Here is a 20,371-nt window from a genome sequence, read left to right as displayed (position 1 = left end):
GCGCAAGCATTGCTGTAGATATAGGGACGGAGAGAGGAATTACAAGGCCTGCCGGAACCGACAGGCCTGAAGGGATCACGGCTGATAGATACCCACGCCAAGATCGTTCTCTTTACGGGTGCGGGCAATCACTGATTCGGGTGATTCAGCGATACGCAGACCCATCTCCGCTTCGGTGCGCACGATTTTGCCGCGCAGCGAGTTGGTGTAAACATCGACAATTTCGACATCGACAAACTTGCCGACGAGGTCCGGGGTGCCTTCGAAATTGACCACCCGGTTGTTCTCCGTACGCCCGGAGAGCTCCATGATGTTCTTGCGCGACGTGCCTTCCACCAGGATGCGCTGTACCGTGCCGAGCATGCGACGGCTCCAGGCCATCGCCTGCTGGTTGATGCGCTCCTGCAGAATATACAGACGCTGTTTCTTGTCGGCATCCGGCACGTCGTCGACCATATCGGCCGCCGGGGTGCCCGGACGGGCGGAGAAGATAAAGCTGTAGCTCATATCGAAATTGACGTCGGCGATAAGCTTCATCGTCTTTTCGAAATCTTCCGTGGTTTCGCCGGGGAAGCCGACGATAAAGTCGGAGCTAATCTGAATATCCGGACGCGCTTCACGCAGCTTACGAATAATCGCTTTATACTCCAGCGCGGTATGGGTCCGTCCCATCAGGTTCAGCACGCGGTCGGAACCGCTCTGCACCGGCAAGTGCAGGAAGCTCACCAGCTCCGGCGTATCGCGATAGACGTCGATGATGTCGTCGGTAAATTCGATCGGATGGCTGGTGGTGAAGCGAATGCGGTCGATGCCGTCGATAGCGGCCACCAGGCGCAGCAGATCGGCAAAGCTGCCGGTGGTGCCGTCGTAGTTCTCACCGCGCCAGGCGTTCACGTTCTGGCCCAGCAGGTTGACTTCACGCACGCCCTGCGCCGCCAGTTGGGCGATTTCAAACAGGATATCGTCGCACGGGCGGCTGACTTCTTCACCGCGGGTGTAGGGCACCACGCAGTAGGTGCAGTATTTGTTGCAGCCTTCCATAATCGAGACAAAGGCGGTCGGGCCTTCGGCGCGCGGTTCTGGCAGGCGATCGAATTTTTCAATTTCCGGGAAGCTGATATCAACCACCGGGCTGCGGTTGCCGCGCACAGAGTTAATCATCTCCGGCAGGCGGTGCAGGGTTTGCGGCCCGAAAATAATATCGACATAGTGCGCGCGCTGACGAATATGGTCGCCTTCCTGGGAGGCCACGCAGCCGCCAACGCCAATAATCAGGTCCGGGTTCTTCTCTTTCAGCAGCTTCCAGCGTCCAAGCTGATGGAAAACTTTTTCCTGGGCCTTCTCACGAATTGAGCAGGTATTGAGCAACAGCACATCTGCTTCTTCCGCCACTTCGGTCAGTTGATACCCATGTGTCGCATCCAGCAGATCGGCCATCTTTGATGAATCATACTCGTTCATCTGACAGCCCCAGGTTTTAATATGGAGTTTTTTTGTCATTGACTTGCTCATGCTCAGTAATAGATATCCAAAACGCGGGGATATATACAGGGTGAATTTCGCATTCCAGGGCGCGTATTGTAATGCTTTGGTCGCCCCCTGACCAGTGCGAGCGTTATCACCGCAAGAGGGCGAAAAATCCGGTAAACTTAACGGATTCTGCTTTAAGGATAATAGCCATGACAATTCACGCAACAGATGTCGCCATCGTGGGCGGCGGCATGGTCGGCGGCGCCCTGGCGTTAGGGCTGGCGCAACAGGGATTTACCGTGACGGTGCTTGAGAAAACGGCGCCCCCGGCTTTCGATCCGGCATCCGCCCCGGATGTGCGGATCTCGGCGATCAGCGCGGCCTCGGTCGGCCTGCTGAAAAGCCTTGACGTCTGGGATGCCGTGCGGGCGATGCGCGTCCACGCTTACCGTCGTCTGGAGACCTGGGAGTGGGAGAGCGCGCACGTCGCCTTTGACGCCGCAGAGCTCAAGCTGCCAGAGCTGGGCTATATGGTTGAGAACAAGGTCCTGCAGTGGGGCCTGTGGCAAGCGCTGGCGGCGCACGAAGGGGTTACCCTCCGCGTTGGCGGCGAACTGGAGGCGATGCAGCGCGGCGAGGCGCAGACGGCGCTGCGTTTACGCGAGGGGGAGACGATCCACGCCCGGCTGGTTATCGGCGCCGACGGCGCCAGCTCTCAGGTGCGGGAGATGGCCGGCATCGGCGTGCATGCCTGGCAATATCAGCAGTCCTGTATGCTGATCAGCGTCGAATGCGCCGACGATCCCGGCGACAGCACCTGGCAGCAGTTTACCCCCAGCGGACCGCGCGCCTTCCTGCCGCTGTTCGACAACTGGGCCTCGCTGGTGTGGTATGACGCCCCGGCGCGGATCCGTCAGCTACTGGGCATGTCCATGCCCCAGCTTCAGCAGGAGATCGCCCGCCATTTCCCGGCGCGTCTCGGGCGGGTGACGCCGCAGGCGGCCGGCGCCTTCCCGCTCACCCGGCGTCATGCGCTGCAGTATGTTCAGCCTGGTCTGGCGCTGGTGGGCGATGCGGCGCACACCATTCATCCACTGGCGGGGCAGGGGGTTAACCTTGGCTATCGCGATGTCGACGCCCTGCTGGAGATCCTGGCGCAAGCGCGCGGCCAAGGCGAAGAGTGGGCCAGCCTGCCGGTGCTCAAGCGCTACCAGGCGCGGCGGCGGGCGGATAATTTTATTATGCAGTCGGGGATGGATCTGTTTTACGCCGGATTCAGCAATGACCTGGCGCCGGTGCGGATGCTGCGTAATATTGGCCTGATGGCGGCCGAACGCGCCGGGGTGCTGAAGCGTCAGGCGCTGAAGTATGCGTTAGGCTTGTAACTCCGGCTTCCCGGGCAGGGGCGTAGTGGAAAGCGCCTGCCCGGCAGTCAGTAACGCGCCAGGATGGCTATACGCCAATAGCAAAAAAGCCCACCGAGGTGGGCTTTTTTGCATTTAATTGGCTGGGGTACGAGGATTCGAACCTCGGAATGCCGGAATCAGAATCCGGTGCCTTACCGCTTGGCGATACCCCAATTGTCTGTTGCGCCTGACCGTCACTATCCCGGTTTAAGAGCAACAGTGCGTTCATTGCTGAACGACTTTTTAATTTGGCTGGGGTACGAGGATTCGAACCTCGGAATGCCGGAATCAGAATCCGGTGCCTTACCGCTTGGCGATACCCCAACAAATTGTTTGCGGATTTATCGATGTGTATCGATACGTCCCGAATATGGTGGCTACGACGGGATTCGAACCTGTGACCCCATCATTATGAGTGATGTGCTCTAACCAGCTGAGCTACGTAGCCAAATTGTCTTACTGTTTCTTCGATGGCTGGGGTACCTGGATTCGAACCAGGGAATGCCGGTATCAAAAACCGGTGCCTTACCGCTTGGCGATACCCCAATACCGTCGCGGTGACCCGCAAATATCGAAGAAATATGGCTGGGGTACCTGGATTCGAACCAGGGAATGCCGGTATCAAAAACCGGTGCCTTACCGCTTGGCGATACCCCATCCGTACAACGCTGACTGGTGAATGGTGCGGGAGGCGAGACTTGAACTCGCACACCTTGCGGCGCCAGAACCTAAATCTGGTGCGTCTACCAATTTCGCCACTCCCGCAAAAAAAGATGGTGGCTACGACGGGATTCGAACCTGTGACCCCATCATTATGAGTGATGTGCTCTAACCAGCTGAGCTACGTAGCCATCTTTTTTTCGCGTAACCTTATCGGCGTTGCGGGGCGCATTATGCGTATTGGGCCTGCGAGCGTCAACCTCTTTTTCAAGGAAAATCGTTGTAATGTGACTGTTTGGTTAGGTTGCGAACAGCTCGCTGCAATAATCGGCAATTATTGGTTATTTATCGTTTTTCAGAGGCATAATTCCCGCAAAAAGAAAACGGACCCCGGAGGGTCCGTTTCGCGTTTCAACGCCTGTCAGGGCTTATTTATAGGCCGACTGGTGGACGCCTACCGCGCGGCCTGACGGATCGTTCATGGTTTTGAATGCTTCATCCCACTCAATGGCTTTAGCAGAAGAGCAGGCCACCGACGGACCGCCAGGAACACACTCCGCCGCGCTTGGCAGCGGGAACAGCTCTTCGAAGATCTCGCGGTACAGATAGCCTTCTTTGGAGGTCGGCGTGTTGTACGGGAAGCGGAAGCTTGCGGTTTCCAGCTGCTGGTCGCTGATCTGTTTCGCGGCCACTTCTTTCAGCGTATCGATCCAGCTGTAGCCGACGCCGTCAGAGAACTGCTCTTTCTGGCGCCAGGCAACGCTGGCCGGCAGATAGGATTCAAAGCATTCGCGCAGCACGTGTTTTTCCATTTTGCCGTTGCCGCACATCTTATCCTGCGGGTTGATGCGCATCGCCACGTCGAGGAACTTCTTGTCAAGGAACGGTACGCGGGCTTCCACGCCCCAGGCGGACATCGCTTTGTTGGCGCGGGCGCAGTCAAACATATGCAGCGCCTGCAGCTTACGTACCGTCTCTTCGTGCAGTTCTTTGGCGTTCGGCGCCTTATGGAAGTAGAGGTAGCCGCCGAACACTTCGTCCGAGCCTTCGCCGGAAAGCACCATTTTGATGCCCATGGCTTTAATTTTCCGCGACATCAGGTACATCGGCGTCGAAGCGCGAATAGTGGTCACATCGTAGGTTTCGATGTGATAGATAACGTCGCGGATCGCATCCAGCCCTTCCTGGACGGTAAAGTGAATTTCATGGTGCACGGTGCCGAGGTGGTTAGCCACTTCCTGCGCCGCTTTCAGGTCAGGAGAGCCTTCCAGACCGACCGCGAAGGAGTGCAGCTGCGGCCACCAGGCTTCGCTACGCTCCTGATCTTCGACGCGACGGGCGGCAAATTTCTTGGTGATGGCGGAGATGACCGAAGAATCAAGGCCGCCGGAGAGCAGCACGCCGTAGGGGACGTCGGACATCAGATGGCTTTTCACCGACTCTTCCAGCGCCTGGCGCAGCTCGTTCTTATCGGTAACGTTGTCTTTTACCGCGTCGTAATCGAACCAGTCGCGCTGATAGTACTGGCGAATTTCACCGTCTTTGCTCCACAGATAGCTCCCCGCCGGGAACTCTTTAATGGTGCGGCACACCGGCACCAGGGCTTTCATTTCAGAGGCGACATAGAAGTTGCCGTGTTCGTCATGGCCCATATACAGCGGAATAATGCCGATATGGTCGCGGCCAATTAAGTACGCGTCTTTTTCGCTGTCGTACAGGGCGAAGGCGAACATCCCCTGCAGGTCGTCGAGGAACGCCGGGCCTTTTTCCTGATACAGCGCGAGGATCACTTCGCAGTCGGAGCCGGTCTGGAACTGATAGCGGTCGCCATATTCCGCGCGCAGCGCCTGATGGTTGTAGATTTCGCCGTTAACGGCCAGCGCATGGGTTTTTTCGGCGTTGTACAGCGGCTGAGCGCCGGCGTTGACATCGACAATCGACAGGCGCTCGTGCGCCAGAATCGCTTTGTCGCTGGCATACACGCCAGACCAGTCCGGACCGCGATGGCGCATCAGGCGGGAAAGCTCCAGCGCCTTTTTACGCAGCTCACCTGCGTCAGTTTTAATATCCAGTACGCCAAAAATAGAACACATAGCCTTCTCCATTACCCTGTCGTGTTTGATGTTGTGCTGGCTTCGTCTCGTGGCGAAGCCTGAGTGCGTGCTTAAGAAAATGCCGTAAAGGGGGAGCAGGCGCAAGGGTTTTACGGCCGGAAAAAGAAAAAACGCAACTGCGATTGTTGAATAGTAAAAAAAGAGTATCTTTTGAACGGCTTCATTGAAGAATACGCAATTTTAAGCCGTTTTTATTAGATATGGTGCTTTTGGCAGGCGTCAAAAATGAACAACCACGTCCTGAGACGTGGCTGACATTAGAAAATATCGATTTCCGCGACGGAGGGGTAGATCCACGACGGGCGGAACGGCATGCTGTCGATGTCGTCGAGGGTTGAGACTCCGGAGAGCACCAGAATGGTCTCCAGCCCCGCCTGGAAGCCAGCCAGAATGTCGGTGCGCAGATTGTCGCCGACAATCACCGTCTGTTCGGAGTGGGCCTGCATTTTGTTCAGCGCTGAGCGGATGATCCACGGGCTGGGTTTACCGACGTAAAACGGCTTACGGCCGGAGATCTTCTCGATCCCGGCGCACAGGGCGCCGCAGGCCGGGTAGAAGCCGCGACCGTGAGTATCCGGGTTAGTGGCAATGAAGCGGGCGCCATTGGCGACAAAGAAGGCCGCCTTATGCATCATCTCCCAGTTAAAGGAGCGGGTTTCCCCGACGATGACAAAATCCGGGTTGACGTCGGTAATGGTAAAGCCGGCTTTGTACAGCTCGTGGATCAGCGCCCCTTCACCCACCACATAGGCTTTCTTACCTTCCTGGCGGCGCAGAAAATCGGCCGTCGCCATCGCCGAGGTGTAGAAGGCGCTATCCGGAACCTCAATCCCGGCGGTGGCGAAACGGTTCGCCAGATCCTGGCCGGTTTGCGACGGGTAGTTGGTCAGCATCACCAGCGGCATGCCTTTCTCGAGGATGCGCTTGATAAACTCGGCAGCGCCGGGAACGGCGACGTTATCGTGCATCAGCACACCGTCAATATCACAAATTATGTTTTGAATGGTCATGGTGGGTCCAGAATCATTATCAAAGACGAAACTATACGCGTCATTGATGAGGTTTCACACCTCTGACGGGCGATGCCCGCCAACGACAGAGCGACGCGCTTATCAATAAAGGGGCGGTTAGCTCTCAAGCAAGCGCTGCAGCAGCGTGCCATTGAGCATGGCGCGTTTGACCAGCGCGAAGGCGCCAATCGCTGAGCGATGATCGAGGGTGGAGCGCACCACCGGCAGGTTCTTACGAAACGCCTTCAGCGCCTGGGCGTTAATGCAGCCCTCAATGGCCGGGAGCAGCACTTTCTCGGCTTCCACAATTTCGCCGGCGATGACGATTTTTTGTGGATTGAACAGGTTGATGGCGATGGCGATCGTTTTTCCGAGGTGACGCCCTACGTACTCGACCACTTCGCAGGCCAGGGCATCGCCTTTGTTGGCCGCTTTGCAGATGGTTTTGATGGTGCAGTCATCGAGGGTCAGACGGCTCTGATAGCCCTGCTCCAGCAGGTGGCGAACGCGATGTTCGATGGCGGCATTAGCTGCGACGGTCTCCAGACAGCCAAAGTTGCCGCAGTGGCAGCGCTCGCCCAGCGGGTCGACCTGAATATGGCCGATTTCGCCGACGTTGCCGTTACGGCCGATAAAAATGCGTCCGTTGGAGATGATCCCTGCCCCGGTGCCGCGGTGCACGCGCACCAGAATGGAGTCTTCGCAATCCTGGCTTGCGCCAAAATAGTGCTCGGCCAGCGCCAGGCTGCGGATATCGTGTCCGACAAAGCAGGTAACGTTGAAGCGTTTTTCCAGCGCCCCGACCAGGCCCCAGTTTTCCACCGCAATGTGCGGCATATAGCGGATCACCCCGCTTTCCGGATCCACCAGCCCCGGCAGGATCACCGAGATGGCGATCAGCTCGCGAATTTTGCGCTGACAGTTTTCAATAAAAGTGGCGATGATATTCAGCAGGGCGTGTTCCAGCGTTTCCTGGGTGCGCTCGGGCAGCGGGAAATGCTCCTCTTCCAGGGTCTTGCTGCTTAAATCATAGAGGGTGAGAGTGGCGTCATAGCGGCCAAGGCGCACGCCAATGGCGTTGAAGTTGCGCGTCTCCGCAATGATGGAGATGGCGCGGCGCCCCCCGGTGGAGGCCTGCTGATCGACTTCTTTGATCAGGCCGCGCTCAATAAGCTGACGCGTGATTTTGGTCACGCTGGCAGGGGCAAGCTGGCTTTGTTCCGCGATCTGAATGCGCGAGATAGGCCCATGCTGGTCAATCAGGCGGTACACGGCCGCGCTGTTCAGTTGTTTTACGAGGTCAACGTTACCAATTTGAGCTTGTCCGCCTGCTGTCATACTTTTACTTACTCAGTGACGACCTCGTTACCATTAACGATGGTCTTGGTGATTTTATAATCGCGTGTAAAGGCGGTCAGGTTAGCGACCATACCCGGCGCAATACTGCCGAGCTGCTTGTCCACACCAATGGCGCGCGCGGGATAGAGCGTCGCCATGCGCAATACTTCGTCCAGCGCCACACCGCAATGCTCAACCAGATTACGCACCCCTTCAATCATGGTCAGGGAAGATCCGCTGAGGGTGCCGTTTTCATCTACGCACAGCCCGTTGCGGTAGTATATTGTTTTCCCGGCAAAAATGAACTGGTCAATATTCGCCCCCGCCGGCGCGGTGGCGTCGGTGACCAGGCACAGTTTGTCGCCTTTCAGGCGCTTGGCGTTGCGCACGTTGGCGTAATCGACGTGCATCCCGTCGACAATAATACCGCAGTAGACATCCGGCTCGTCAAAAATCGCCCCGGCCAGACCCGGTTCGCGGCCAGTAATGTACGGCATTGCATTATACAGGTGGGTGGCGAAGGTAATGCCTGCGCGGAAGCCCACTTTCGCCTCTTTCAGCGTGGCGTTGGAGTGGCCCGCGGAGACGACGATCCCGGCGGCGACCAGTTTGCGGATCACTTCCGGCTCAACGCGCTCAGGGGCGAGGGTCACTTTGGTGATCACATCGGCGTTGTCGCACAGGAAATCGACCAGCGCCGCGTCCGGTTTACGCACATAGTCCGGGTTGTGGGTGCCTTTCTTGACGATATTCAGCCACGGTCCTTCAAGATGCAGACCCAGCGCCTGGTTCGGGTGCTTTTGTAGGTATTCGCGCATCACGCGCACGCCTTGCTTCATCAGATCGTCGCTGGAGGTAATCAGCGTCGGCAGGAAGCTGGTGCAGCCTGAGCGTTCGTTGGCCTTCTGCATGATCTCCAGCGTGTCGACAGTGACCGCGTCAGGGCTGTCGTTAAACTGTACGCCGCCGCAGCCGTTGAGCTGGACGTCGATAAAACCGGGGGCGAGGATGGCGCCGTTGACTGAGCGCTGCTCGATGTCAGACGGCAAATCTGCCAGCGGACAAAGACGTTCGATAAGGCCATTAGCGATAACAACCGCATGGTCATCAAGAATTTCATGACCGGTATAAACCCGGCCCTGGGTTAATGCATACATTACGACCCCCGGTATATACGCCTCATCAGGCCCGGGTACGTTCGTTTGCCGCCGGCATGATGATGCATACAAAGAAAAAGATGGTCCCGCGCAAATCGCGGGACACACTACATTACAGACCTTTAATATTTTCAGCTTCTAATTCGTTGAAATATTTCAGTGTCTTCACTTTCAGCTCCATGGTAGACGGTTCGTCACAGACGATCACCGCCTTCGGATGCAGCTGCAGACAGGTAATGGTCCACATGTGGTTGACGTTACCTTCTACCGCCGCCTGCAGCGCCAGCGCTTTCTGATGGCCCAGCACCAGAATCATTACCTCTTCTGCGTCCAGCAGGGTGCCCACGCCGACGGTTAGCGCATATTTCGGCACCAGATCCACGTCGCCGTCGAAGAAGCGGGAGTTCGCCACGCGGGTTTCATGGGTCAGGGTCTTAATACGGGTACGAGACGCCAAAGAGGAGGCCGGTTCGTTAAACGCGATGTGACCATCGTTGCCCACGCCGCCCATGAACAGGTGGATTTTACCGTAGGAACGAATTTTTTCTTCATAGCGACGGCATTCCGCATCGATGTCCGGCGCGTTACCATTCAGCAAGTTGATATTTTCTGCCGGAATATCAACGTGGTCAAAGAAATTACGGTGCATGAAGCTATGATAGCTTTCCGGATGCTCTTTCGGCAGGCCAACGTATTCATCCATGTTGAAGGTGACGACGTGTTTGAAGCTAACCTGGCCTGCTTTATGCATTTCAACCAGCGCCTTGTAGGCGGTGAGTGGGGTGCCGCCGGTCGGCAGTCCCAGGACGAACGGACGGTCCGCGGTTGGTTTAAATGCATTAATGCGGTTAACGATATGGCGGGCAGCCCATTTACCGACCTGCTCAGCGGTTACCAGGGGGATCAGTCTCATTCTTCACCTCTATAGTTAAAGTAGATTCTGGCGGATTGGCGCCAGCACTCTGAGGAGAGTATTGCAGCAACTGCGCCGACCGGGGTCAATCCGTGTTGATTTTTTGAATGATAAAATAAGTTTTCGATGTTAGCCAGTGTAAGGGAGGGGGGAATACGATATTTGGTGATAATTATCACAAAAAATACCCGTTTAATTTGCGATACGAATTAATTTTTCACACACTTTGCCGGTAAGTGATAAAACCGACCTTGTTACACAATAAAAAAGTGGCTTTGAAAATGAGCCTCATCGGGGTCTCATAGGGGGAATAAGATGAATATTTTAGGTTTCTTTCAGCGGCTGGGTAGGGCGTTACAGCTCCCTATCGCAGTGCTGCCGGTCGCAGCATTGCTGCTGCGTTTCGGGCAACCAGACCTGTTGAATGTACCCTTCATCGCGCAAGCGGGTGGGGCTATCTTCGACAACCTGGCGCTGATCTTTGCTATCGGTGTGGCGTCAAGCTGGTCCAAAGATAACGCCGGTTCTGCGGCGCTGGCTGGGGCAGTAGGTTATTTCGTGATGACCAAAGCGATGGTCACCATCAATCCGGAAATTAACATGGGCGTACTGGCCGGTATCATTACCGGTCTGGTAGCAGGGGCGGTGTACAACCGCTGGGCCGGCATCAAGCTGCCGGACTTCCTGAGCTTCTTCGGCGGCAAACGCTTCGTGCCGATCGCCACCGGCTTCTTCTGTCTGATTCTCGCGGCGATCTTCGGCTACGTCTGGCCGCCGGTGCAGCACGCTATCCATGCGGGCGGCGAGTGGATCGTTTCCGCAGGGGCATTGGGTTCCGGTATCTTCGGTTTTATCAACCGTCTGCTGATCCCGACCGGCCTGCATCAGGTGCTGAACACCATCGCCTGGTTCCAGATTGGTGAGTTTACTAACGCCGCAGGCGCCGTGTTCCACGGCGACATCAACCGCTTCTACGCCGGCGACGGCACCGCGGGGATGTTCATGTCCGGCTTCTTCCCAATCATGATGTTTGGTCTGCCGGGCGCGGCGCTGGCGATGTATCTGGCCGCTCCGAAAGCGCGTCGTCCAATGGTGGGCGGTATGCTGCTGTCTGTTGCCATCACCGCGTTCCTGACCGGGGTAACCGAGCCGCTGGAATTCCTGTTCATGTTCCTGGCTCCGCTGCTGTACCTCCTGCACGCGGTACTGACCGGTATCAGTCTGTTCATCGCAACGGCGCTGGGCATTCATGCGGGCTTCTCCTTCTCCGCCGGCGCCATTGACTACGTGCTGATGTACAGCCTGCCGGCCGCCAGCAAAAACGTCTGGATGCTGCTGGTGATGGGCGTGGTCTTCTTCTTCGTCTACTTCCTGCTGTTCAGCGCGGTGATCCGCATGTTCAACCTGAAAACACCGGGTCGTGAAGACAAAGCCGCTGACGTGGTAACGGAAGAAGCCAACAGCAACACTGAAGAAGGCCTGACCCAGCTGGCGACCAGCTATATCGCCGCGGTGGGCGGAACGGACAACCTGAAAGCGATTGACGCCTGTATCACCCGTCTGCGTCTGACCGTGGGCGATTCGGCGAAAGTGAACGACGCCGCCTGTAAACGTCTCGGCGCATCCGGGGTGGTGAAACTGAATAAGCAAACCATCCAGGTTATCGTCGGCGCGAAGGCAGAGTCTATCGGCGATGAGATGAAAAAAGTGGTTACCCGCGGCCCGGTAGCGGCAGCGGCAACCGCACCGGCTGGCAACGTCGCCACCGCAGCGCCAGCGGCTAAACCGCAGGCGGTAGCGAACGCGAAGACCGTTGAGTCGCTGGTTTCGCCGATTACCGGTGACGTGGTGGCGCTCGAACAGGTGCCGGACGAAGCCTTCGCCAGCAAAGCCGTCGGCGACGGTATCGCGGTGAAACCGACCAGCAACATCGTTGTCGCGCCAGCGGCGGGTACTGTGGTGAAAATTTTCAACACTAACCACGCGTTTTGCCTCGAAACCAACAACGGTGCGGAAATCGTCGTCCACATGGGTATCGACACCGTGGCGCTGGAAGGCAAGGGCTTCAAACGTCTGGTTGAAGAGGGCACGGACGTGAAGGCGGGCGAGCCGATTCTGGAAATGGATCTGGACTTCCTCAACGCCAACGCGCGCTCGATGATTAGCCCGGTAGTCTGCAGCAATAGCGATGACTACAGCGCGCTGGTGATACTGGCGAGCGGTAAGGTCGTAGCCGGCCAGACGCCGCTGTATGAGATTAAAGGCAAGTAAGGCTCCTGAGTCGAGTTTATGCCTCAGCGGCGAAGGGAAACCTTCGCCGCTTTTTTTTCCAGCAATCGGCCCCATAATCCTCTTCTGATACCTATTTTACGTAACTAATAGTTGTCACTACGCCCTGCTTGTAAGATCATGTGCCGTTATACGTTGTTTACGCTTTGAGGAACCCGTGATGAGTGAGGCAGAAGCCCGCCCGACTAACTTTATCCGTCAGATCATTGATGAAGATCTGGCTACCGGTAAGCACACCACCGTTCACACCCGCTTCCCGCCGGAGCCGAACGGTTATCTGCACATTGGCCATGCGAAATCCATCTGCCTGAACTTCGGCATCGCCCAGGATTATCAGGGCCAATGCAACCTGCGTTTCGATGACACCAACCCGGTGAAAGAAGATATCGAATACGTGGAGTCGATTAAAAACGACGTGCAGTGGTTAGGTTTCCACTGGTCCGGGGACGTTTGCTACTCGTCTGATTACTTTGATCAGCTGCATCAGTATGCGGTTGAGCTGATCAACAAAGGCCTGGCCTACGTTGATGAACTCTCTCCTGATGAGATCCGCGAATACCGCGGCACCCTGAAAGCGCCGGGTAAAAACAGCCCGTATCGCGACCGCAGCGTGGAAGAAAACCTGGCGCTGTTCGAAAAAATGCGCAGCGGCGGCTTCGAAGAGGGCAAGGCCTGCCTGCGCGCGAAGATCGATATGGCGTCGCCGTTCATCGTGATGCGCGATCCGGTGCTGTACCGCATTAAATTCGCTGAGCATCATCAGACCGGCAACAAGTGGTGCATCTACCCGATGTACGACTTCACCCACTGCATCAGCGATGCGCTGGAAGGCATTACCCACTCGCTGTGTACCCTGGAGTTCCAGGACAACCGTCGTCTGTACGACTGGGTGCTGGACAACATCAGCATCCCGGTGCACCCGCGCCAGTACGAATTCTCGCGCCTGAATCTCGAATACACCGTGATGTCCAAGCGTAAGCTGAACCAGCTGGTGACTGAGAAGCACGTGGAAGGCTGGGACGATCCGCGGATGCCGACCATCTCCGGTCTGCGTCGTCGCGGCTACACCGCCGAATCCATCCGCGAATTCTGCAAGCGTATCGGCGTGACCAAGCAGGACAACACCATTGAGATGGCGTCGCTGGAGTCCTGCATTCGCGAAGATCTCAATGAAAACGCGCCGCGCGCGATGGCGGTGATCGATCCGGTGAAACTGGTTATCGAGAACTACCCGCAGGGCGAAAGCGAAATGGTGGCGATGCCGAACCATCCGAACAAGCCGGAGATGGGCAGCCGCGAAGTGCCGTTCAGCGCGGAAATCTGGATCGACCGCGCGGACTTCCGTGAAGAAGCCAACAAGCAGTACAAGCGTTTGGTGCTGGGCAAAGAAGTACGTCTGCGCAACGCCTACGTCATCAAAGCGGAACGCGTGGAGAAAGATGCCGAAGGCAATATCACTACTATCTTCTGCACCTACGATGCCGACACCCTGAGCAAAGATCCGGCTGACGGCCGCAAGGTCAAAGGCGTGATCCACTGGGTGAGCGCGGCGCATGCGCTGCCGGTAGAGATCCGTCTCTACGATCGCCTGTTCAGCGTACCAAACCCGGGTGCAGCGGAGGATTTCCTCGCGGTGATCAATCCGGAATCGCTGGTGATCAAACAGGGTTACGCGGAGCCGAGCCTGGCGCAGGCGGAAGCCGGTAAAGCTTACCAGTTTGAGCGTGAAGGTTACTTCTGCCTCGACAGCCGCTATGCAACCGCAACCAGTCTGGTGTTTAACCGCACCGTCGGTCTGCGCGATACCTGGGCGAAAGCGGGCGAATAACATTTTCCCTACCGTCAAAGCGCCGCTCTCTGCGGCGCTTTTTTTGTTTCAGAATCAGCCAATTACTCTTTTAATTTTCGCGAAGCGAATTAATTCTGTTTCGCTCGGGAAATAAATAACGCTTCTCATGTTTCCTGTCTCATATAAAAAACCAATGTAATCGCTTTCAGTCTTCGAATTTTTCCCTTATTTAGCAATGACTTCCATGACAAAATCATCAGAGATAAGACTGTAACAAAACGACATAAATTATGTGCGCTTTGTCATAATCTTAAGCTTTGCCTCACGAAAAACATTGATAATTCGCGTCACGAAAAATAGTCTATCTACAGTGGTTTCGCGGCCTTTTTCGCCGCCCCACATTTTTCAGTTTTATTTATTTTTTTAGCGAATGACCCCTGGTCTTCGCCTTTTAAAACGTCAAAGAGGATATGCACATGCGTACGTTTAGTGGCAAACGTAGTACGCTGGCGCTGGCTATTGCCGCCGTCACCGCGATGTCGGGCTGGGTTGTGATTCCGCAGGCCAGCGCAGCAGGCTTTATCGATGATTCTACTTTAACCGGCGGTATCTATTACTGGCAGCGTGAGCGTGACCGTAAAGATGTGACCGACGGCGACAAATACAAAACCAACCTTTCCCACTCCACCTGGAACGCCAACCTGGACTTCCAGTCCGGCTATGCCGCCGATATGTTTGGCCTTGATATTGCGGCGTTTACCGCGATTGAAATGGCGGAGAACGGCGACAGCGGCCACCCGAACGAAATCGCCTTCTCGTCGCGCAACAAAGCCTATGACGAAGACTACTCCGGCGATAAGAGCGGCATCAGCCTGTATAAAGCCGCCGCGAAATTCAAATACGGTCCGGCGTGGGCGCGCGCGGGCTACATCCAGCCAACCGGTCAGACCCTGCTGGCGCCGCACTGGAGCTTCATGCCGGGGACCTATCAGGGGGCGGAAGCCGGGGCCAACTTCGACTATGGCACCGCGGGCGCGTTAAGTTTTTCCTACATGTGGACGAACGAGTATAAAGCGCCATGGCATATCGAAATGGATGATTTCTACCAGAACGATAAGAAGACCAAAGTTGATTATCTTCACTCCATCGGCGCCAAATATGATTTCAAAAACGACCTGGTGCTGGAGGCGGCATTTGGTCAGGCTCAGGGCTATATCGATCAGTACTTTGCTAAAGCCAGCTACAAATTTGACGTCGCCGGCGCGCCGTTGAGCACCAGCTACCAGTTCTACGGCACTCGCGATAAGGTCAGCAACGGCGGGGTCAACGACATCTATGACGGCACCGCATGGCTGCAGGCGTTAACCTTTGGCTATAAAGTAGCGGATGTGCTGGATCTGCGTCTGGAAGGGACCTGGGTGAAGGCCGATGGCCAGCAGGGCTACTTCCTGCAGCGTATGACCCCGACCTACGCCTCCTCCAACGGTCGTCTCGATATCTGGTGGGATAACCGCTCCGACTTCAACGCCAACGGTGAAAAAGCAGTCTTCTTCGGCGCGATGTATGACATGAAAAACTGGGATATGCCGGGCTGGGCGTTTGGCGCGTCTTATGTGTACGCCTGGGATGCGAAGCCTGGCAAAATGGCTTCTCCGGATGCGTACTATGACCCTGACTATCGCCTGAAAGAGTCGGCCTATAGCCTCGATGCTATGTATACCGTGCAGGAAGGCCGGGCGAAGGGCACGCTGTTTAAACTGCACTTTACCCAGTACGACAACCATTCCGATATTCCGAGCTGGAGCGGCGGCTACGGCAACATCTTCCAGGATGAGCGCGACGTGAAGTTCATGGTTATCGCCCCGTTCACCATTTTCTGATGCCTGCGCGGCGGGCATGAGCCTGCCGCACCTCTGGGAGAACGACAATGAAAAAAATGCTGCTTATTGCCATGATGGCATCGGCTCTGGTGGCCTGCACCACGTCCCCGGCCCCGAAAGAAGACACCAAACTGAAAGATGCCTATAGTGCCTGTATTAATACGGCGGAAGGCAATCCGGACAAGATTGAAGCCTGCCAGAGCGTACTGAATGTCCTGAAAGAGGATAAACAGCACCAGCAGTTTGCTAACCAGGAGAGCGTCCGGGTGCTGGATTACCAACAGTGTATCCAGGCTACCCGCACCGGCAACGATCAGGCGGTGAAAGCGCGCTGCGACCAGATCTGGAAGGAGATCCGCAGCAATAATACGACCCATTAAGCCAGACGGCAGCGGCAAACGGGCGGAGCATATCTCCGCCCGTTTGCTTTTTTAGCGCTGACTCTCCGCCGGCTGATAGCCGCGACTCAGGCGCACAAACAGCAGCGCGGTGGCGATGAAGCCGCACAGTGCAGCGCACATCAGCCACCATCCCGGCGCGCTTTTATCGCCGGTAAGCTCGACCAGGGCAGTGGAGATAGCCGGCGTCAGGCCGCCGAAGATGGCGGTGGCGAGGCTGAAGGCCAGCGAAAAGCCCACGGTGCGGACGTAAACCGGCATCACTTCGGTGAGCGCCGCCACCATCGCGCCGTTATACATGCCAAAGAAGAACGAGAACCACAGCAGGACCAGCGTCATGCGGGTGAAATCCGGCGCGGCGGTGAGCCAGTGCATCACCGGCCAGGTGGTGAGCAGCGCCAGCACGGTAATTCCCATCAGCACCGGGCGACGACCGATCCGGTCAGAGATGGCTCCGCCAATCGGCAACCAGATAAAGTTGGAGATGCCCACCAGCATGGTTACCAGCAGGCTGTCGCGGGCGCTGAGGTGCAACACCGCTCTGCCGTAGGTTGGTGTATAGACGGTAATAAAGTAAAACGTGGTGGTGGTCATCGCCACCAGCAGGGTCCCCGCGGTAATAATGCGCCAGTTCCTGGCGATGGTGGTCAGGATCTCTTTGGTATCCGGGCGATGTTTACGCTGCAGGAATTCCTCGGTTTCCTGCAGTGAGCGGCGCAGCACGAAAATCAGCGGAATGATCAGGCAGCCAATAAAGAAGGGGATGCGCCAGCCCCAGGCGGCGATCTCCTCATGTTCCAGCGTGGCGTTCAGCGCATAGCCGATCAGCGCCGCCATGATGATAGCCACCTGCTGGCTGGCGGACTGCCAGCTGGTATAGAAGCCTTTATTGCCCGGCGTGGCGATTTCAGAGAGATAGACCGACACTCCGCCAAGCTCGACGCCCGCCGAGAACCCCTGCAGCAGACGGCCCACTAATACGAGGATCGGCGCCAGCACACCGATAGTCTGATAGCCAGGGACCAGGGCGATGAGTAGCGTCCCGCAGCCCATGATCGCCAGGGTGACCATCAGCCCTTTGCGGCGACCGATTCTGTCGATATAGGCGCCGAGCACCACCGCGCCGATGGGACGCATCAGGAAGCCCGAGCCAAATACCGCAAAGGTGAGCATCAGCGCCGCGAACTCGCTCTCCGCCGGAAAGAAGGTGCGGGCGATATAGGTGGCGTAAAAGCCAAACAGGAAGAAGTCGAACTGTTCGAGAAAATTACCGCTGGTCACGCGGAGGATAGCGCCGACGGTGCCGGCGCGGGTGGGTTGTTGGGTCATAGGGGGTGCTCTCCATTGTCTTTATCTTGTTGTTATCGGGTGCAGAGGGGGTAGGTCAGTCGCCGGCGACGCCCACCTGTTTTCCGCGGCGTTTCTCAATCGCCCACTTGAGTAACGCCGCACAGCGATAAAATCCGTGGGCAAATTTTCCATACGGCAGGGTTAAGAACAGGGCCATCACCACCCCGAGGTGGATGGCGAGCAGGATGCCCATCCACGAGGTATCCCGCCCCGCCAGCAGCGCCAGGCCAGTGAAGCTGGTCAGCAGCAGCAGCAGAATAAATCCGCGATCCATCGGCTTCTGCCGCGCGTCGCCGTGCAGCGGCGAGCGGCGCAGGTTCAGCCACAGCAGGCCCGCCGGGCCGACCAGCAGGCCGATGCCGCCGAGGGTGCCGAGCAGCACCGGCAGGCTGAAGAACGGGTAGGGGGCTTCCCGGCCGGCGATATAGTGATAGCCCGTGGCCACCACGGTGGCGGCGAAGCAGAGCATAAAACCGTAGAAGGTGCAGTGGTGGAATCGGCGGCGCAGCAGGGTGAAGGCGTCATCGGCTTCGTTGCAGCCTTTCCCGTGCCCGCCGTCGAGATATTTCAGCGTCAGCGCGTCATGGGATGCCTTCGCGATATCAATCGGTTGCGGCTGGCCAGGGGAGATCTCGCGCCAGAAGCGGATCACCCCGGTCATCAGTAAGCCAATCGCCAGCACCAAGACCGAGCCAAACATCCACGCCAGCAGGTTATGGGGGAATATCTGGTAGAAGTCGCCTGCCAGCGGCGGATGAAGCAGCGAGCCTTTGAGCCCCATCGCCAGCAGCAGAAAGATAATCAGGCCGCCGACCAGCGCCAGCACGGTGGTCATGCCGGCCCGGCGGTACAGGCTGCCAAAGGCGGCGGGCTGGGCGTAGTGTTGATAGGTCTCGAGCCGGACTTCGGCCATCGCCTTCGGCACGTTAATGGCAAACTCGTGCGGTGGTGCGTACTGGCAGGCGTGCAGGCAAGCGCCGCAGTTATGGCACAGGTTAGCCAGATAGTTGATATCCGCCTTGCCAAAGGCCAGGCGCTGGGTCATCGCCGGGAAGACGGCGCAAAACCCTTCGCAGTAGCGGCAGGCGTTACACACCTGCATCACCCGTTCGACTTCCGCTTCCGGTTCGGTGATGATCTGCGCGTCAATGATCAGCTTTTCAAGCGACTTCATGGTGTTTCTCCTGCTGCGCCGCCCGGGCGGCTTGCTGGCCGGCGATACGGCCGAAGGTGGTGCCGATCGACATCCCAACGCCGGCGGTGTAGCCCTTGCCCAGCACGTTGCCAGCCATCATTTCCCCGGCGACGAACAGATTACGGCTGGGTTGACCGGCGAAATGGACGGCGGCGGTGTCGTCGACGTATAGCCCGAGGTAGGTGAAGGTGATCCCCGGACGCAGGGCGTAGCCGTAGTAAGGCGGCGTATCGATGGGGCGCGCCCAGTGAGTTTTCGCCGGGGTGAGGCCAGAGGTCGCGCAGTTATCCAGGCGGGTGTGATCGAACTGGCCCGGCGCGCAGGCGGCATTATAGTCGGCGATGGTTTGCGCTAAACGTTCGCCGTCAAGCCCCAGCTGGCGGGCCAGTTCCGCGATGGTATTGGCCTGAGCGCCGGGAAAGACCGGGGGCATAAAGTGGCCGATGGCTTTGCTGTCGATGATCGAGTAGCCGATCTGTCCGGGCTGGTGGGCGACCAGTCGGCCCCAGATGGCGTAGCGTTTAGGCCAGAAATCTTCCCCTTCATCATAAAAGCGCACGGCATCGCGGTTGACCACCACCCCCAGCGAAACGCAGTCGACGCGGGTGCAGATCCCGCCGTCATAGAGCGGCGCCCGGGCGTCAATGGCGACGCAGTGGGACTGAGAAGGATCGCCGATGATATCGGCCCCAGCGTCGATCATAAACTTGAGCAGCACCCCCTGGTTGAAGCGCGTGCCGCGGATGAGAAAGTTATCGGCGGGCCATTCGCCGCGGTCATTTTGCCCCCAGGCCTCGCGCAGCCACTCGCGGTTGGATTCAAATCCGCCGGCGGCGAGAACGCAGCTTTTCGCGACAATCCGTTCCTCGCCCGCCAGCGCGGCGACAAATTCACCGGTGCGCAGCTCCAGGGCCTGCACCGGCGTGTTGTAGCGGATCTGCACCCCCATCTGCTCTGCGCTGCGGTAATAGGCATTGACCAGCGCTTTGCCGCCGCCCATAAAAAAGGCGTTGGTGCGGGCCACGTGCAGGGCGCCGGAGAGCGGCGGCTGAAAGTTAACCCCGTGCTGGCGCATCCAGTCCCGGCACTGGGATGAGGTGCGGATCACCAGCCGGGCCAGCGCTTCGTTGGTGTTCCCTTCGGTGACGCGCAGCAGATCCTGCCAGTACTCCTCTTCCGGGTAGCTGTCGACCAGCACGTCCTGTGGCGCATCGTGCATACAGCGCAGGTTACGCGTGTGCTGCGAGTTGCCGCCTCGCCACTCCCGCGGCGCCGCCTCCAGCAGCAGCACCGAGGCGCCGGCTTCCCGGGCGGTTAAGGCGGCGCATAGCGCGGCATTGCCGCCGCCAATGACCAGTACATCCACCATCATCGGTTCCCTTGTAATTTAATTAATTGTTAA

The 20,371-nt window shown here is 57.5% G+C and carries 14 protein-coding genes, 7 tRNA genes and 1 pseudogene; 5 read left to right on the top strand and 17 right to left on the bottom strand.

The features are described from left to right. Window positions 1–75: 75 nt before the first annotated feature. Window positions 76–1,500: a tRNA (N6-isopentenyl adenosine(37)-C2)-methylthiotransferase MiaB gene (gene miaB, locus GT756_RS05025; protein ID WP_004885906.1), complete on the bottom strand. Its 1,425-nt coding sequence runs from the start codon at window positions 1,498–1,500 to the stop codon at window positions 76–78. 179 nt (window positions 1,501–1,679) lie between these two features. Between miaB and ubiF the strand changes: the two genes are divergently transcribed. Next, complete coding sequence (ubiF, locus tag GT756_RS05020; RefSeq protein ID WP_094309558.1) at window positions 1,680–2,855, top strand: 3-demethoxyubiquinol 3-hydroxylase; 1,176 nt, start codon at window positions 1,680–1,682, stop codon at window positions 2,853–2,855. 119 nt (window positions 2,856–2,974) lie between these two features. Here the strand turns inward: ubiF and GT756_RS05015 are convergent. The 12 genes from GT756_RS05015 to nagB all read right to left on the bottom strand — a co-directional run bounded on the left by GT756_RS05015 (window position 2,975) and on the right by nagB (window position 10,068). Continuing rightward, a tRNA-Gln gene (locus GT756_RS05015) sits at window positions 2,975–3,049 on the bottom strand. Window positions 3,050–3,125: 76 nt separating this feature from the next. Beyond that, window positions 3,126–3,200, bottom strand: a tRNA-Gln gene (locus GT756_RS05010). A 47-nt stretch (window positions 3,201–3,247) separates the two neighbouring features. Beyond that, window positions 3,248–3,324: transfer RNA gene (locus tag GT756_RS05005), tRNA-Met, on the bottom strand. 23 nt (window positions 3,325–3,347) lie between these two features. Further along, window positions 3,348–3,422, bottom strand: a tRNA-Gln gene (locus GT756_RS05000). Between the two features lie 36 nt (window positions 3,423–3,458). After that, window positions 3,459–3,533, bottom strand: a tRNA-Gln gene (locus GT756_RS04995). A gap of 23 nt (window positions 3,534–3,556) precedes the next feature. Then, window positions 3,557–3,641, bottom strand: a tRNA-Leu gene (locus tag GT756_RS04990). A 9-nt stretch (window positions 3,642–3,650) separates the two neighbouring features. Next, a tRNA-Met gene (locus GT756_RS04985) sits at window positions 3,651–3,727 on the bottom strand. Window positions 3,728–3,964: 237 nt separating this feature from the next. Next, window positions 3,965–5,629, bottom strand: a complete 1,665-nt coding sequence (gene asnB, locus GT756_RS04980; protein ID WP_004885914.1) for an asparagine synthase B — start codon at window positions 5,627–5,629, stop codon at window positions 3,965–3,967. A gap of 278 nt (window positions 5,630–5,907) precedes the next feature. Then, window positions 5,908–6,660 (bottom strand): HAD-IIA family hydrolase, encoded by a 753-nt coding sequence (locus GT756_RS04975; RefSeq protein ID WP_004885918.1) that lies wholly within the window; start codon window positions 6,658–6,660, stop codon window positions 5,908–5,910. 117 nt (window positions 6,661–6,777) lie between these two features. Continuing rightward, window positions 6,778–7,998, bottom strand: a complete 1,221-nt coding sequence (locus GT756_RS04970; protein ID WP_004885919.1) for an N-acetylglucosamine repressor — start codon at window positions 7,996–7,998, stop codon at window positions 6,778–6,780. Window positions 7,999–8,006: 8 nt separating this feature from the next. Then, the gene (nagA, locus tag GT756_RS04965) at window positions 8,007–9,155 is read right to left on the bottom strand and encodes an N-acetylglucosamine-6-phosphate deacetylase (protein WP_004885928.1); all 1,149 of its coding nucleotides are present in this window, start codon (window positions 9,153–9,155) and stop codon (window positions 8,007–8,009) included. A 112-nt stretch (window positions 9,156–9,267) separates the two neighbouring features. After that, complete coding sequence (gene nagB, locus GT756_RS04960; RefSeq protein WP_002894749.1) at window positions 9,268–10,068, bottom strand: glucosamine-6-phosphate deaminase; 801 nt, start codon at window positions 10,066–10,068, stop codon at window positions 9,268–9,270. 315 nt (window positions 10,069–10,383) lie between these two features. Between nagB and nagE the strand changes: the two genes are divergently transcribed. Both nagE and glnS read left to right on the top strand, forming a co-directional pair. Continuing rightward, window positions 10,384–12,339, top strand: a complete 1,956-nt coding sequence (gene nagE / locus GT756_RS04955) for a PTS N-acetyl glucosamine transporter subunit IIABC (RefSeq protein WP_017901426.1) — start codon at window positions 10,384–10,386, stop codon at window positions 12,337–12,339. A 178-nt stretch (window positions 12,340–12,517) separates the two neighbouring features. Beyond that, window positions 12,518–14,185 carry a glutamine--tRNA ligase gene (glnS, locus tag GT756_RS04950; protein ID WP_004885933.1) on the top strand — a complete coding sequence of 556 codons (1,668 nt, stop codon included), beginning with the start codon at window positions 12,518–12,520 and terminating at the stop codon, window positions 14,183–14,185. Window positions 14,186–14,239: 54 nt separating this feature from the next. On the opposite strand, the pseudogene GT756_RS04945 reads toward glnS, so the two are convergent. Then, a pseudogene (locus GT756_RS04945) lies at window positions 14,240–14,548 on the bottom strand (methionine synthase). A gap of 74 nt (window positions 14,549–14,622) precedes the next feature. Here GT756_RS04945 and chiP point away from each other — a divergent pair. Together chiP and chiQ are read left to right on the top strand one after the other, a co-directional pair. After that, complete coding sequence (gene chiP / locus GT756_RS04940; RefSeq protein WP_049003863.1) at window positions 14,623–16,026, top strand: chitoporin; 1,404 nt, start codon at window positions 14,623–14,625, stop codon at window positions 16,024–16,026. Between the two features lie 47 nt (window positions 16,027–16,073). Next, window positions 16,074–16,406, top strand: coding sequence for a ChiQ/YbfN family lipoprotein (gene chiQ, locus GT756_RS04935; RefSeq protein WP_023288851.1), 333 nt, complete (start codon window positions 16,074–16,076; stop codon window positions 16,404–16,406). Window positions 16,407–16,457: 51 nt separating this feature from the next. Here the strand turns inward: chiQ and GT756_RS04930 are convergent, their stop codons facing one another. Genes GT756_RS04930 through tcuA form a run of 3 tightly spaced genes read right to left on the bottom strand, consistent with a single transcriptional unit; the run spans window position 16,458 to window position 20,338 of the window. After that, window positions 16,458–17,753 carry an MFS transporter gene (locus GT756_RS04930; RefSeq protein ID WP_004885943.1) on the bottom strand — a complete coding sequence of 432 codons (1,296 nt, stop codon included), beginning with the start codon at window positions 17,751–17,753 and terminating at the stop codon, window positions 16,458–16,460. Window positions 17,754–17,808: 55 nt separating this feature from the next. Then, window positions 17,809–18,948, bottom strand: a complete 1,140-nt coding sequence (tcuB, locus tag GT756_RS04925; protein ID WP_043521608.1) for a tricarballylate utilization 4Fe-4S protein TcuB — start codon at window positions 18,946–18,948, stop codon at window positions 17,809–17,811. Next, window positions 18,935–20,338, bottom strand: a complete 1,404-nt coding sequence (gene tcuA, locus GT756_RS04920; RefSeq protein WP_108432927.1) for an FAD-dependent tricarballylate dehydrogenase TcuA — start codon at window positions 20,336–20,338, stop codon at window positions 18,935–18,937. Before tcuA ends, tcuB begins: the two co-directional genes overlap by 14 nt. Between the last annotated feature and the right edge of the window lie 33 nt (window positions 20,339–20,371).

Origin of the sequence: Klebsiella sp. Q2, from assembly GCF_009900705.1 — a bacterium.
Lineage (GTDB): Bacteria > Pseudomonadota > Gammaproteobacteria > Enterobacterales > Enterobacteriaceae > Klebsiella > Klebsiella quasipneumoniae.
This window is presented reverse-complemented; position numbering and strand designations above follow the sequence as displayed.

What these genes read in the sequence shown, in the direction of transcription:
- glnS (WP_004885933.1), top strand. Translation starts at nt 12,518, where the DNA reads ATGAGTGAGGCAGAAGCCCGCCCGACTAACTTTATCCGTCAGATCATT.
- nagE (WP_017901426.1), top strand. Translation starts at nt 10,384, where the DNA reads ATGAATATTTTAGGTTTCTTTCAGCGGCTGGGTAGGGCGTTACAGCTC.
- tcuA (WP_108432927.1), bottom strand. Translation starts at nt 20,338, where the DNA reads ATGGTGGATGTACTGGTCATTGGCGGCGGCAATGCCGCGCTATGCGCC.
- chiP (WP_049003863.1), top strand. Translation starts at nt 14,623, where the DNA reads ATGCGTACGTTTAGTGGCAAACGTAGTACGCTGGCGCTGGCTATTGCC.
- ubiF (WP_094309558.1), top strand. Translation starts at nt 1,680, where the DNA reads ATGACAATTCACGCAACAGATGTCGCCATCGTGGGCGGCGGCATGGTC.
- tcuB (WP_043521608.1), bottom strand. Translation starts at nt 18,948, where the DNA reads ATGAAGTCGCTTGAAAAGCTGATCATTGACGCGCAGATCATCACCGAA.
- GT756_RS04930 (WP_004885943.1), bottom strand. Translation starts at nt 17,753, where the DNA reads ATGACCCAACAACCCACCCGCGCCGGCACCGTCGGCGCTATCCTCCGC.
- chiQ (WP_023288851.1), top strand. Translation starts at nt 16,074, where the DNA reads ATGAAAAAAATGCTGCTTATTGCCATGATGGCATCGGCTCTGGTGGCC.
- GT756_RS04975 (WP_004885918.1), bottom strand. Translation starts at nt 6,660, where the DNA reads ATGACCATTCAAAACATAATTTGTGATATTGACGGTGTGCTGATGCAC.
- miaB (WP_004885906.1), bottom strand. Translation starts at nt 1,500, where the DNA reads ATGACAAAAAAACTCCATATTAAAACCTGGGGCTGTCAGATGAACGAG.
- asnB (WP_004885914.1), bottom strand. Translation starts at nt 5,629, where the DNA reads ATGTGTTCTATTTTTGGCGTACTGGATATTAAAACTGACGCAGGTGAG.
- nagA (WP_004885928.1), bottom strand. Translation starts at nt 9,155, where the DNA reads ATGTATGCATTAACCCAGGGCCGGGTTTATACCGGTCATGAAATTCTT.
- GT756_RS04970 (WP_004885919.1), bottom strand. Translation starts at nt 7,998, where the DNA reads ATGACAGCAGGCGGACAAGCTCAAATTGGTAACGTTGACCTCGTAAAA.
- nagB (WP_002894749.1), bottom strand. Translation starts at nt 10,068, where the DNA reads ATGAGACTGATCCCCCTGGTAACCGCTGAGCAGGTCGGTAAATGGGCT.